The organism is Gammaproteobacteria bacterium (genome assembly GCA_041395725.1).
Classification (GTDB): Bacteria; Pseudomonadota; Gammaproteobacteria; order Pseudomonadales; family Pseudohongiellaceae; genus NORP240.
The window spans coordinates 4,044,569-4,057,779 of record JAWKZW010000001.1 but is presented as its reverse complement, the minus strand read 5'-3'; the positions used below and the strand labels follow the sequence as shown (position 1 = coordinate 4,057,779).

Genomic DNA, 13,211 nt, shown 5'->3' with positions numbered 1-13,211 from the left:
CGACGTCCGGATTCTATCAGCTTTCCGGCATTGTTTCAGATTTTTTGTTTCAGTTCGTAGAGCAATTGCAGCGCTTCCCGGGCACTCAGCCCATCCGGGTCCAGGTCGGCCAGACGCTGTAAAACAGGGTGCGGGTCGGCGCTGAATAATTCACTTTGCAAGGGCGCCTGCGTGCGGGGCTGAAGTGGCCGGCTCACGGACCCCTGCTCCAGCAGCTGCAGTTTTTCTCTGGCCATATCGATTACCCCTGCCGGGATGCCAGCCAGTTGCGCCACCTGCAGACCGTAACTTTGATTGGCCGGGCCTTCCTTGACAGCGTGCAGGAATACCAGCCCGTGCTGGTGCTCGGTGGCATCCAGGTGGACATTGTCTATCACGCCGATGTCGGCGGACAGAGCAGTGAGTTCGAAATAGTGAGTGGCAAACAGCGTATACGCCTGCAGTTTTTCCGCGATATAGATGGCTGAAGCCCAGGCCAGAGAAAGGCCGTCAAAGGTACTGGTGCCACGGCCGATTTCATCCATCAACACCAGGGACTGGTCACTGGCGTTATGCAGTATGTTGGCAGTCTCCGTCATTTCCACCATAAAAGTGGAACGCCCGCCAGCCAGGTCGTCCGACGAGCCAATGCGGGTGAAAATCCGGTCTATCGGGCCCAGCCTGACGCTGGCGGCGGGGACGTAACTGCCAGTCAGCGCGAGCAGCACGATCAGGGCGGTCTGACGCATGTAAGTGGATTTACCGCCCATGTTGGGACCGGTGATCACCAGCATGCGGCGGTTCAGGTTCAGCGACAGGTCGTTGGCTACAAACGTATTCTCCAGCACCTGCTCCACTACCGGGTGTCGGCCCTGCTCGATGCTTATTCCCGGTTCATCAACGAGTTCGGGCTGGCAGTAATCGAGATTAAGCGCCCGCTCAGCCAGTGTGTTCAGGACATCCAGTTCTGCCAGAGCGGCAGCGCTGGACTGTAGCGGGCCCAGGTCGGCTGCCAGAGTTTCGAGCAGTGATTCGTACAACTGTTTTTCCCGGCTCAGAGCTTTACTCCTGGCGCTGAGTGCCTTGTCCTCAAATTCTTTAAGCTCAGGGGTTATGAAACGTTCGGCATTTTTCAGCGTCTGGCGTCGCTGGTAGTCTGCTGGTGCCCCATGGGATTGTCCTTTACTGATCTCGATGTAGTAGCCATGAACCCGGTTGAACCCCACTTTCAGCGTGGAGATGCCGGTGCGGGCCCGCTCACGGGATTCCAGGTCCAGCAGAAACTGCCCGGCATTGGCGCCAAGATTTCGTAGCTCATCCAGTTCTGTATCAAAGCCTTCGGCAAGTACGCCGCCGTCACGAATTACCGCTGGTGGGTTATCGATGATGGCCCGGGAGAGCAGGTCGCTGAGTTCCGGAAACTCGGCAATCCCGGCAGCCAGGCTCTCCAGTAATGGAGAGGAAATTTCCCGCAGGTTGTTCTGCAGTGCCGGCAGGTGGGCGAGGCCGTCACGCAACCTGGCCAGATCTCTGGGGCGGGCCGAACGCAGTGCCACCCGGGCAAGTACCCGTTCCTGGTCACCGATCAGTTTCAGATCCTCATGAATGGATTCAAAATGGTATTGGTCGATCAGGCTGGCGATAGCCTGCTGCCGCTGCCGAAGTCGCTGAAAGTCCCGCAGCGGGCGGTGCAGCCAGCGCTGCAAAAGACGGCTGCCCATGCTGGTGGCGCAGCGGTCGATAACAGACATCAGCGTATGCTGGCGTCCGCCGCTGAGGTTGGTATCCAGTTCCAGGTTGCGTCTGCTGGCGGCATCGAGCACCACACTCTCGGACTGCCTTTCGACCTGCAGGCTCTGCAGGTGGGGTAATTCACTGCGCTGCGTTTCCTTGGCATAACCGAGCAGACAGCCGGCAGCCTGTAAACCGGTTTCCAGGGTTTCACACTGGAACGGGCGCAGGTCGCGGGTACCGAAATGCCGGGTCAGACTGCGGCGGGCATTGTCCAGGTCAAACTCCCAGGGCGGGCGCCGGCGGTGGGCACAGCCGGCGGGCAACAATGCCTCGATGTTCAATTCATCGTTGAAAAGGATCTCTGCTGGTTTAATCCGTTCCAGTTCGCCCAGTAAGGCTTCCTCGCCGTCGACCTCGTTGAGCACAAAACGACCGCCGGCGATATTTATCCAGGCCAGTCCGAATGTTTGTTTGTCAGCGGTAATGGCAAGCAGCAGGTTATCCTGTCGGTCTTTCATCAGCGCTTCGTCGCTGACTGTGCCCGGCGTAATGATGCGGACTACCTGTCTTTCCACCGGTCCCTTGCTGGTGGCCGGGTCCCCGATCTGCTCGCAGATGGCGATTGATTTTCCCTCTTCGACAAGTTTGGCAAGGTAGCGGTCCGCGGCGTGGAAGGGGATGCCGCACATTGGAATCGGCTCACCGGCGGATTTGCCCCGGGCGGTGAGGGTGATATCCAGTGCCTGCGCCGCCACTTCGGCATCCTGGTAAAAAAGTTCGTAGAAATCGCCCATGCGATAGAACAGCAGGCAATCCTGGTGTTGAGCCTTGATGCGCAGGTATTGCTGCATCATTGGTGTATGTGATTGCGCGCTGGACAAAATATTGGATTCGCAAAATGTTTTACTTGTGAAGACAGGCGAGATTCTATATTAAGTACCTGTAATTTTCAGTCACTGCAGAAACCTGAGTATTACGGATTTGGGGAGTGAAGTATGACTCAGTCAATCGAGGAGAATGTCCGCCATCTGGTCAAGGACGTTGCCGGTAGATTTATTGAACAGGAACTGGTGCTGGCGACTGCCGAATCCTGCACTGGCGGTTGGATTGCTCAGGTGGTTACTTCGTTGCCTGGAAGTTCCAGGTGGTTTGATTGCGGTTTTGTCACCTATTCGAACAGTGCAAAGCAGAAGCTGCTGGGCGTACCGGCTGGTCTGCTGGAAGAGAACGGGCCTGGTGCTGTGAGCGAAGAAACCGTCCGCGCCATGGCAGCCGGTGCCATCGCGGCTTCCTCCGCTGACGTGGCGGTTGTCACCAGCGGCATTGCAGGGCCTGATGGCGGCTCCGAGGAAAAACCTGTGGGTACGGTCTGGTTTGCCTGGGCGCACAGGGACGGGCGCTGCAAGGCACGGATTCATCACTTCGACGGTGATCGCTACAGCGTGCGACTTCAGAGTGTCGAGCAGGCCTTCAAGGGGATTATCGAGTTGCTCGACACCACAATGCTGTCGCGGTAACAATCCGATCACGTATCCGCTCTAAAGAAAGTGTCCCGGCTGCCAATATACTGGTTGTATATACAGTGACAATCTGGTTTAATCATCACTGGTTTTATATACAGTAGTCGGTCCGCCAGGGCTGCACTCCAGGTGAATAACGCCAACAATTAGGCAGGTAGCCGAGGAACGTCTACCATTTGAAGTACCGGGTCTTTCGATCTGTTTGCTATTCGGCCAGGGGAACCAGTCATTGTTCTGTTTAACACTGTCAGCCGGGTAGCTTCGGACCGCCGAGGCCAGTCAATAGCCACAACTGTATTACTCACGGAACCAGCTTCAGTTGTACCAGGAAAGGATAAGATTATGATTGAAGACAACAGCAACAAAGAAAAAGCACTGGCCGCTGCGCTAACCCAGATTGAACGGCAGTTTGGCAAGGGTTCCATGATGCGTCTGGGCGATTCCGCCAGAACCGCGATCCCCTCCATTTCTACTGGATCCCTGGGCCTTGATGTGGCACTGGGTATCGGCGGGTTGCCCCGCGGCCGGATTGTGGAGATTTACGGCCCGGAGTCTTCAGGTAAAACCACGTTGACTCTGCAGGTTATCGCCGAAGCACAGAAAGCGGGAGGCAACTGCGCCTTCATCGACGCGGAGCATGCTCTGGACCCGATTTACGCAGAGGCACTGGGTGTCGATGTTGAAAACCTGCTGGTCAGCCAGCCCGATACCGGTGAGCAGGCGCTTGAGATCTGTGACATGATCGTCCGTTCCGGGGCGCTCGACGTGGTGGTGATAGATTCTGTCGCGGCCCTGACTCCCAAGGCGGAAATTGAAGGCGATATGGGTGACAGCCACATGGGTTTGCAGGCCAGGCTGATGTCCCAGGCGCTGCGTAAAATGACGGCCAACATCAAGAATTCCAATACGCTGGTTATCTTCATCAATCAGATCCGTATGAAGATTGGTGTCATGTTCGGATCGCCCGAAACCACCACTGGCGGTAACGCTCTCAAGTTTTACTCCTCTGTCCGGCTGGATATCCGTCGTATCGGTTCTATCAAGGATGGCGACGAAGTGGTTGGTAACGAAACCCGGGTCAAGGTTGTCAAGAACAAGGTTGCACCGCCGTTCAGGCAAACGGAGTTCCAGATCATGTATGGCACCGGTATCTACCGACTTGGCGAAGTGATCGACCTCGGTGTAAAAATCGGTCTGCTGGATAAATCGGGGGCCTGGTACTCCTATAACGGTGAGAAAATTGGCCAGGGCAAGAAGAACGTCGGCCAGTATCTGGAAGAAAACCCCGAGCTGGCTGATGAGCTACAGCGGAAGATTCGTGCCGAATTGCTCACCAACGGCAGCAAGAAGGACGATAATGTGCTGGAGCTGGATAAAAACCCGGCCAATGACGGCGAAGTCGTGGCGTCTATTGACACCAGCAAGACTGGCTGATGAGTGAAGCGATGCGAGCTTTCGGAAAATGACCGAGTCGGAAACGAATTTCATGCAGGAAGCTATGGCACCGTCAGCCGGGCTCACTGATGATTCTCGTGCTAAAAGTCCCCGTAGTCTCCGGCGGGCCGCAATGGATTGCCTGGCCCGCCGGGAACACTCGTTCTTTGAACTCAAGCAAAAACTGCAAAGCAAGTTTCCGGAGCGAGGTCCCGATGAAATTCGCCACGAACTGGAACGTCTACGGGACGAGAATCTGCAAAGCGATAAAAGGTTCGTGGAATCCTTTATCAGAAGTAGAAAGTCCCGTGGCTATGGTTACCAGGTGATCCGGGAAGAACTGAGGCGCCGATTTGTTGCAGAGGTGCTGATTGACAGTTTTCTTCAAGCCGATGATGAGGACTGGCTGTTTATTTTGAATCGTCTGATAGAAAAGCGTCTGGACCAGGTTGAAAGTATGGAGTTTGGCAGTCGTGGTCATTTAAGGCTGGTTCGTTTTTTGCAGCGGCGCGGTTTTGCTCCCCGTGCGATTCAGGCGGCCCTGATGCCGTACCTATCCCGCAAAGCAGGATAATCTTCCTGACTTATTGTTACTTCGCACTACGCAGCGAATTTGTAAAGTGAGACAATGGCGCTTTCACTCACAATTCGAGAGCCCATGATGAAATTGTTGAAACCTTTTGCCGGTTTAAGACCCAGAAAGGACCTGGCTGCCCGGGTAGCCTCCCATCCTTATGACGTGGTCAGCAGGGAAGAGGCTGCGGCCCTGGCCAGGGACAATCCTTACAGTTTTTTCCATATTAATAAACCTGAAATCGATCTGCCTGACTCTGTCGATCCACATGACGATGCGGTCTATCAGCAGGGTGCCAGAAACCTGGCGCGTTTCGTCGAAGAGGGTACTCTGAGCAGGGAGGGTGAGGAAAAGCTGTATGTGTATCAGCAGATCATGGGTGATCACAAGCAGGTTGGGGTAGTGGCTGTCGCTTCTATCGCCGCATACGAGCAGGGATTGATTAAAAAGCACGAGTTCACCCGCCCGGAGAAAGAAGATGACCGGGTTAATCACATGGTTGCTTTAGATGCCCAGGTAGGACCTGTTTTCCTGACTTATAAGGCCGATCCCAGGATCGATGAACTCGTGATCAAGGTCACTGATACTGCGGCTGAATACGATTTCACAGCCGATGACGGGACTCGTCATACCTTCTGGGTTATCGAAGATCTGGAGCTCGCGGCGGATCTGGAAACGGCATTTGATAGTGTTGATTGCCTGTACGTGGCGGATGGACACCACCGATCAGCCGCTGCTTCGAGAGTTTGCCACCTGCGCCAGAGAAGTAACCCCGAGCATACCGGGGATGAATCCTATAACTGGTTCCTGACGGTGGTATTCCCACACGATCAGATGCAGATCCTGGACTATAACCGTGTGGTGAAGGATCTTAATGGGCGGACTTGTGAGGAGTTTCTGGCCGGACTGGCGCAAGGCTTCGAAATCACCCAGGTGGCTGATAGTACGGAAGCAAAACCCGGTAAGGCAGGTACCTTCGGCATGTACGTGGCCGGGCAGTGGTATCTGCTGACGGCCCGTGAAGCCATCCTGCAGCCTGATGATCCGGTGAAAAGTCTGGATGTCAGTCTACTGCAGGAACAGATACTTGAACCCCTGCTCGGTATACTTGATCAACGTCGAGATAGTCGAATTGATTTTGTCGGCGGTATACGGGGGCTGGCTGAGTTGCAGACGCGGGTTGACTCAGGCATGTGGGAAATTGCTTTTGCCTTGTATCCGACCTCTATAGAAAGTCTCATGGCGATTGCGGACGCGGGTGAGGTGATGCCGCCCAAGTCCACCTGGTTTGAGCCTAAACTCAAGAGCGGATTGGTTATCCACGTACTGGATTAACAGCCTGTACAAAGATTTCCCGGATACTTCAGTAGAGGTTCCCTGGCAGAGTAGAGTTTTATTGATGCGCGGTCTATGGCTGACTGACAGGGGAATTGAGTATCGCACGGATCTGCGGATACCCGGGCTGAGCCCAGGTTTTGCGCTGATCCGCGTAGAGCGAGCGGGTATTTGCAGCACGGATCTCCAACTCGTCGGTGGAATGTACGATTTTCAAGGTATTCCGGGCCATGAATTTGTCGGTGTCGTTGAAGAGGTGGACGAGGGCCCCCTCCAGTCATCGGACTGGGTAGGCAGGCGGGTTGTCGGTGAGATCAATATCGCCTGTCACGCCTGTGATCTTTGTCGGAGAGGTCTGGCCAAGCACTGTCGCCGCCGCGACGTCCTGGGAATCCGCAATCACTACGGAGCCTTTGCCGAATATCTCGCCTTGCCGCTCTCGAACCTGCACAAGATCCCTGATGACCTGCCCTTGGATCTGGCGGTTTTTGCTGAGCCGCTGGCGGCAGTATTCGATGTTCTGAACAAGGTAGAGGTTACCCCGGAAGCCCGGCTCGCCATTGTGGGGGACGGCCGCATCGCCCAAATGGCGGCCAGAGTGTTACTCCAGGAAGTCGACCGCTTGACGGTTATTGGAAAGTACGCGGACAAACTGTTGCGATTCCCTCCCGGCATTACAACCCACCTGTATGATGAGGAACTTCCTGACCAACAGTTTGACCTGGTGATAGAGTGCAGTGGCTCGACTTCGGGCCTGGCTACGGCACTGCAGCTGATTCGACCTGCCGGTCAAGTGGTTCTGAAAAGCACCGTTAAAGCACCCCTGTCGATCTCGACAGAGACCCTGGTCGTTAACGAAATTTCTCTGATCGGCTCCCGCTGCGGAGATTTCGAACGGGCCATACGATTTATTTCCGCCGAACAAAAAAAAGACCAGGATCTCGCGAACCTGGTCGATGGGTATTTCAATATTGAAGAGGGGCTGGCAGCAATGGCCCTTGCTCAGAAACATTCAACCATCAAGGTTGTTTTGAACATGGCATAGCCGTTAGCAGACTCCTGTCTGTCAGAGAAGTTAACACTACCGCTCTGAAATGCATCCGCATGGCGATGTAGTGACAGTATGTCATCGATAGACGGTGAAACGTACGTGCAAATATGTTCACTTCAATTACCTGTTGTTACCAAGAATCTGTACGTTACCTGCCGGCCCGAACAGGCCGCGTTACCTTCCAAGGGATGCAGCGGACTGAGTTCGCTGCACTCTTGCTGTACCTATACGTATGATCTTAAAAAAAGTTTACCGGAGATTGCAAAAAACCGGGCATTGGAGACTGCTTATCGACAAATTGTCACTTTCGAACGTTCAGCTGTGAGTCGCCAGCCTCTGAGTCTGCCGGTCTATCGCAGCAGACCGGCAGACTCAGTGCTTCCTTTCAGCGAGAATCCTGTCCAGCCAGCAACCGCTCAGGCAGCCTTGTCCCGCTCCACATCGATCAGTCGTTGATCACCGGACTGTATCTGGATAGAGCGCGGCCTCATGGCTTCGGGCAATTCACGTTGCAGTTCTATATGCAGCAGGCCGTTTTCAAGCTTCGCCGCTGAAACTTTGACGTGGTCAGCGAGCCGGAAGCGCCTATCGAACCCGCGCCCGGCGATGCCCTTGTACAGGAAGGTGCGGGAGTCTTCGTCAGTCTCCTTTCTTCCGCGGACAGTCAGTGTTTGATTCTCGACTTCAATATCCAGCTCACGTTGTTCAAAACCGGCTACCGCCATAGTGATGCGGTAGTGATCTTCCTCCACAAGCTCAATGTTGTAGGGCGGGTAGCTGGGCTGGCTCTTGTCCCATTGAGTCACGGTGTCCAGCAGTGATGTAAGATTGTCAAACCCGATGCTGGATCGGTACAGAGGTGCAAAATCGAGTGTTCTCATAGTCGCTTCCTTATCCTTTAATCTGGAACCTCTGTTCAGTTACTGCAGCCTCTTCAGAATATTGAATAGCGGAAAGTAAGCAAAGGTTCCTTAAGCAATAAGCTTCAGTTAGAAGTAGTAGGCTATTGAAAAACGCTGTAAGCACAGGAAAGGCGAGGCAAAACAGGGGGAGAAAGTGCAGTTTACCGGGTGTAAATGTGCATCTCTAGCCAGTTTTTAACGCAGTATTCCTAGGCGCAGTGGTTCTTCAGCAGCCTGTCAGACCGGCATCGCCGGTAGAGCCTCGATACGAGCGCTCCTGACACACTAAGATGGGGTTGCGCCTGAGAAATTCAATACTCTGAAATAGAGTAGTGATCTTAAACTGAGTTTGTATCAGGGGAAGGCTATGCCCGGGGTCCGCCGGGCACGGCGCCTTTACGAAGAATTGTAGGGTGGCAGGGTGTGCAAGGGGTTGTTACCCTCAATTAAATCACCAGCATTTCCATAAATTCGTTTACCGGGGTAGCCTCCAGTTTCGATTGGTCTTTGCACAATTCAAAAATTGCTTCGCAACGGCGAGCGGGAAAGCGGGTAGCCAGATTAGCCCGGAACTTCGCCTCCAGTAGCGGGATACCTTCCGCCCGCCGTCTCCGGTGTCCTACAGGGTACTCGATTTCCACGCGATCGGTGCAGCTGCCATCCTTGAAATAGATCTGCAGAGAATTTGCGATTGATCGCTTGGACGGCTCCAGGTATTCATTGCTGTACCGGGGCTCCTCATGAATTTCCATTTTCTCCCGTAGCTCGTCGATGATGGGGTTGGCCTGATGGAATTCATCTTCGTAGTGTTCGGCAACCAGATTACCGAACGCCAAGGGAACGGCGGTCATGTACTGCAGACAATGGTCCCGGTCTGCCGGATTGTTCAGCGGACCGACCTTACTGATGATGCGTATGGCGGACTCGTGAGTATGAATCACGATGCGTTCAATGGCGTGTAACCGGTCCTTGACCTGAGGGTGAAGTCTGACCGCGGCTTCGGCTGCGGTTTGCGAATGGAACTCCGCCGGGAACGAGATTTTGAACAGTATATTCTCCATCACGTAGGAACCGTAAACCCGCTGAAACTTGAATTTATTGCCCTTGAAAGAGACATCGTAGAAACCCCACTTGGGTGCAGTCAGCACGCTGGGGTAGCCGATTTCTCCACGCATTGTCAGGTCTGCCAGGCGCACGCCGCGCGAAGTGGCATCGCCCGCTGCCCAGGATTTTCTGGGGCCGGCGTTCGGCGCATGCCGGTAAGTACGCAGGCTGGATCCGTCCAGCCAGGCCTGAGACAGGGCATCGATCACCTGTTCCCGGGTGCCGCCCAGCATATGCGTGACCACGGCTGTGGTGGCGACACGAACCAGCAGGACGTGACAGAGTCCAACCCGGTTGAAGCTGTTTTCCAGCGCCAGTACGCCCTGAATCTCGTGTGCCTTGATCATGGCGGTCAACACGTCGCGTAGTGTCATTGGCGGACGGCCACTGGCTACTGCCTTGCGGGAGAGGTGGTCAGCGACAGCGAGTATGCCGCCCAGGTTGTCGGAAGGGTGCCCCCATTCGGCCGCCAGCCAGGTGTCGTTGAAGTCCAGCCAGCGAATGATACAGCCAATGTCCCAGGCAGCCTTGACCGGGTCCAGCTGGAACTGGGTACCTGGGACCCTGGCGCCATGGGGAACTACGGTACCATCCACGAGAGGGCCGAGCAGTTTAGTGCACTCAGGAAAGCGAAGAGCCAGGAATCCACAGCCCAATGTATCCATGAGGCAGTTGCGTGCGGTGTTGTATGCTTCCGCGGAATCGATCTCGTAATTCATGACATAGTTGGCTATATCTACCAATTCCTGGTCCGGTTCGGGACGCTGGTTTAAATCTACATTTGAACTCATAGTGAAGGTTTTCCACCCAATCGGTTAATTAATGGCTGTTAAAGACGCCTAGCAGGCTGCCTGCAATCGGTATCTCCGGGGCCGCAGTTCTCAACGGTTATCGATGTCCACCCATGCAGCTGTCTCCGGACCGGTGTATTCAGCACTGGGTCGGATAATGCGGTTATTGGCGCGTTGTTCTTTGATGTGGGCGGCCCAGCCGGTCACCCGGGACATGACAAAAATCGGCGTGAACAGCTTGGTGGGTATGCCCATGAAGTGATAGGCCGATGCATGGAAGAAATCCGCATTGCAGAACAATTTCTTCTCGCGCCACATGACCTCTTCGCAGCGCACCGAGACCGGGTAGAGAGTCTTGTCCCCGACATGGTCCGCCAGTTGACGGGACCATTCCTTGATAATGCTGTTGCGCGGATCGGATTCCCGGTAGATAGCGTGGCCGAAGCCCATGATCTTTTCCTTGCGTTGCAGCATACCCAAAATCTCTGCTTCAGCCTGATCCCCACTCTGCCATTTTTCGATCATGTCCATGGCCGCTTCGTTTGCTCCGCCGTGCAGTGGCCCGCGCAGTGAGCCGATAGCAGCAGTGATACAGCTATGCATGTCTGACAGCGTGGAGGCACAGACTCGAGCAGTAAATGTCGATGCATTGAATTCATGTTCTGCATAGAGGATCAGCGAAACATTCATCACCTGTTCAAACAGGGTGTTGGGCTTCTCGCCGGATAACATATGCAGAAAATGAGCGCCAATGGAGGCGTCATCCAGGGCTGTTTCGATGCGTTTCCCATGATGACTGAACTGATACCAGTAACAGATTATGGCGGGCAGGGCAGCCAGCAGGCGATCCGCCACGTCATCCTGTTGGCTGAAGTCCTGTTCCGTTTCCAGGTCACCCAGCATGGAGCAGCCGGTGCGCATCACATCCATGGGGTGAGCACTGGCCGGTATACGTTCCAGCACTTCTCTCAATTCTCCGGGTAATTCCCGCAGGGCCTGTAATTTTCCGGTGTAAGCATTCAGCTCGGACCGGGTCGGCAGCTGACCGCGCAGGAGCAGGTGGGCAACCTCTTCAAAGCGGGCCTTCTCTGCCAGCACGCTGATGTCGTAGCCTCTATAAGTGAGGCCGGTACCGGATTTGCCTACTGTGCAAAGCGCAGTTTCTCCGGCTACCTGCCCGCGCAGGCCGGCCCCACTCAATTTCTTGTCAGCCATAGGATTTATCCGTCACGTATCGGGTTAGTGTTCAGGCGCTTTTTCCTTCAGCGCGTTCAAATAACTTATCCAGTTTTTCTTCATAGACGTTGTAACCGAGCACTTCGTAAAGCTCGGCGCGGGTTTGCATTTTGTCGAGTACGGCTTTCTGATCGCCGTCCACAGAGATACTCTGGTAGACCTGCAGTGCCGCCTTGCTCATAGCTCTGAAGGCGCTCAGTGGATAGAGCACCATCGCGACACCGACCTCGTCCAGTTCCCGGCAATTGAACAAGGGTGTTGCGCCAAACTCCGTGATATTGGCCAGCACGGGCACGCTGACCGCCTGGGCAAATGCCCGGTATTGGTCAAGTTCCAGCATGGCCTCCGGGAAAATAGCGTCGGCACCTGCTGCCACGCAAGCAACTGCGCGCTCTATGGCGGAGTCCATGCCTTCCACGGCCAGGGCGTCAGTGCGGGCCATGATAACGAAGTCCTGATCACGTCTTGCATCCACAGCAGCCTTGATCCGGTCCACCATCTCACCCTGGCTGACAATGGCCTTGTTTGGGCGATGACCGCAGCGTTTCTGAGAAACCTGGTCCTCGATGTGGACTGCCGCCGCCCCGGCTTTTTCCATGGCCTGAATTGTCCGCGCGATATTGAAGGCGCCGCCCCAGCCAGTATCAATATCCACCAGCAAGGGAAGCTCGCTGGCGTTGGTTATTCGCTCCACATCAACCGCAACGTCATTGAGGCTGGTAATGCCCAGGTCGGGCAACCCGTATGAGGCGTTGGCGACACCCCCACCGGATAGGTAGATGGCCTTGTGGCCCGCGTTTTCCGCCAGCATGGCGCTATAGGCATTGATTGCACCGACTATCTGCAGCGGCGAGTTTTCATCGAGTGCTCGGCGAAATCGCGCGCCGGGGGTTAATTTAGTCATGATCTCCTGATCCCTGTCCTGGTGAAACCGGGGAGGATTATCGCATATTGCTCAGCTTAAGCAGAAACCCGGCCAGGTAAAGGTGTGAATGGTTGCTGAGGGCCCAATTCGGCCTGTTGAGACTGCATTAGCTGAAGGTCGTAACCCTTGATGGATTGCTCGATGGATTGTGCCTCCCGCAATTAAGGTTAAAAGGTCGTTTAGAAGGCTAAATGCTAATAAAAAAGGCTTAAGGCTTTATGGTGAGCTGTCTGTCGGCAGCCTCTTGCGCCGTCCAGTTCGCCGCGGGTTGCCGGCTTCCGTCGACATGGGATTCCCTCGCCCAATACAGCCTCTGGCAGTGCTCCAATCAGGTGTTATTGGTCTGCCAAATCGGATAAACTTCGCCCTTGTTTGGCGCTAGGCGCAGACTTAACCCAAGCATTGCCTGAACTCTTGGCCAAGGACCGTTGCGCTGCTTCCTTAGCAGCATTTCCAGTGCCGCACTCGATTCTTTGGATAGCAGCCAGTGCGACTGCGCTTTATCCTGAAAATCCCTGTGCAACACCGGGAATACCATTCTGAAAGCGCCCGGCCTCAACAAGTCAGGTGATCATTGGGCAATAACAACCCGTGCAGCAGGGCTATCAAGGGGCTACAAAACCGTC

General features: G+C 54.8%; 10 protein-coding genes. 5 read left to right on the top strand and 5 right to left on the bottom strand.

The features are described 5' to 3' along the window. Window positions 1-35: 35 nt before the first annotated feature. Window positions 36-2,567: a DNA mismatch repair protein MutS gene (gene mutS, locus R3F50_17970; GenBank protein ID MEZ5492175.1), complete on the bottom strand. Its 2,532-nt coding sequence runs from the start codon at window positions 2,565-2,567 to the stop codon at window positions 36-38. A 141-nt stretch (window positions 2,568-2,708) separates the two neighbouring features. Between mutS and R3F50_17965 the strand changes: the two genes are divergently transcribed. The 5 genes from R3F50_17965 (at window position 2,709) to R3F50_17945 (ending at window position 7,621) form a co-directional block, all read left to right on the top strand. After that, window positions 2,709-3,230, top strand: coding sequence for a CinA family protein (locus R3F50_17965; protein ID MEZ5492174.1), 522 nt, complete (start codon window positions 2,709-2,711; stop codon window positions 3,228-3,230). Between the two features lie 345 nt (window positions 3,231-3,575). Further along, the gene (recA, locus tag R3F50_17960) at window positions 3,576-4,667 is read left to right on the top strand and encodes a recombinase RecA (GenBank protein MEZ5492173.1); all 1,092 of its coding nucleotides are present in this window, start codon (window positions 3,576-3,578) and stop codon (window positions 4,665-4,667) included. A 133-nt stretch (window positions 4,668-4,800) separates the two neighbouring features. Beyond that, complete coding sequence (locus R3F50_17955) at window positions 4,801-5,241, top strand: regulatory protein RecX (GenBank protein ID MEZ5492172.1); 441 nt, start codon at window positions 4,801-4,803, stop codon at window positions 5,239-5,241. Between the two features lie 87 nt (window positions 5,242-5,328). After that, complete coding sequence (locus R3F50_17950) at window positions 5,329-6,576, top strand: DUF1015 family protein (GenBank protein MEZ5492171.1); 1,248 nt, start codon at window positions 5,329-5,331, stop codon at window positions 6,574-6,576. A gap of 64 nt (window positions 6,577-6,640) precedes the next feature. Beyond that, complete coding sequence (locus R3F50_17945; GenBank protein ID MEZ5492170.1) at window positions 6,641-7,621, top strand: alcohol dehydrogenase catalytic domain-containing protein; 981 nt, start codon at window positions 6,641-6,643, stop codon at window positions 7,619-7,621. A 422-nt stretch (window positions 7,622-8,043) separates the two neighbouring features. Here the strand turns inward: R3F50_17945 and R3F50_17940 are convergent, their stop codons facing one another. From R3F50_17940 to prpB, 4 genes are all read right to left on the bottom strand, one after another. Further along, window positions 8,044-8,508 carry an Hsp20 family protein gene (locus R3F50_17940; protein MEZ5492169.1) on the bottom strand — a complete coding sequence of 155 codons (465 nt, stop codon included), beginning with the start codon at window positions 8,506-8,508 and terminating at the stop codon, window positions 8,044-8,046. Window positions 8,509-8,975: 467 nt separating this feature from the next. Next, window positions 8,976-10,424 carry a bifunctional 2-methylcitrate dehydratase/aconitate hydratase gene (locus tag R3F50_17935; GenBank protein MEZ5492168.1) on the bottom strand — a complete coding sequence of 483 codons (1,449 nt, stop codon included), beginning with the start codon at window positions 10,422-10,424 and terminating at the stop codon, window positions 8,976-8,978. A gap of 90 nt (window positions 10,425-10,514) precedes the next feature. Beyond that, window positions 10,515-11,639: a 2-methylcitrate synthase gene (gene prpC, locus R3F50_17930; GenBank protein ID MEZ5492167.1), complete on the bottom strand. Its 1,125-nt coding sequence runs from the start codon at window positions 11,637-11,639 to the stop codon at window positions 10,515-10,517. A gap of 31 nt (window positions 11,640-11,670) precedes the next feature. Further along, window positions 11,671-12,564, bottom strand: coding sequence for a methylisocitrate lyase (prpB, locus tag R3F50_17925; GenBank protein MEZ5492166.1), 894 nt, complete (start codon window positions 12,562-12,564; stop codon window positions 11,671-11,673). Between the last annotated feature and the right edge of the window lie 647 nt (window positions 12,565-13,211).

What these genes read in the sequence shown, in the direction of transcription:
- prpC (MEZ5492167.1), bottom strand. Translation starts at nt 11,639, where the DNA reads ATGGCTGACAAGAAATTGAGTGGGGCCGGCCTGCGCGGGCAGGTAGCC.
- R3F50_17940 (MEZ5492169.1), bottom strand. Translation starts at nt 8,508, where the DNA reads ATGAGAACACTCGATTTTGCACCTCTGTACCGATCCAGCATCGGGTTT.
- R3F50_17950 (MEZ5492171.1), top strand. Translation starts at nt 5,329, where the DNA reads ATGAAATTGTTGAAACCTTTTGCCGGTTTAAGACCCAGAAAGGACCTG.
- prpB (MEZ5492166.1), bottom strand. Translation starts at nt 12,564, where the DNA reads ATGACTAAATTAACCCCCGGCGCGCGATTTCGCCGAGCACTCGATGAA.
- R3F50_17955 (MEZ5492172.1), top strand. Translation starts at nt 4,801, where the DNA reads ATGGATTGCCTGGCCCGCCGGGAACACTCGTTCTTTGAACTCAAGCAA.
- mutS (MEZ5492175.1), bottom strand. Translation starts at nt 2,567, where the DNA reads ATGATGCAGCAATACCTGCGCATCAAGGCTCAACACCAGGATTGCCTG.
- recA (MEZ5492173.1), top strand. Translation starts at nt 3,576, where the DNA reads ATGATTGAAGACAACAGCAACAAAGAAAAAGCACTGGCCGCTGCGCTA.
- R3F50_17945 (MEZ5492170.1), top strand. Translation starts at nt 6,641, where the DNA reads ATGCGCGGTCTATGGCTGACTGACAGGGGAATTGAGTATCGCACGGAT.
- R3F50_17965 (MEZ5492174.1), top strand. Translation starts at nt 2,709, where the DNA reads ATGACTCAGTCAATCGAGGAGAATGTCCGCCATCTGGTCAAGGACGTT.
- R3F50_17935 (MEZ5492168.1), bottom strand. Translation starts at nt 10,424, where the DNA reads ATGAGTTCAAATGTAGATTTAAACCAGCGTCCCGAACCGGACCAGGAA.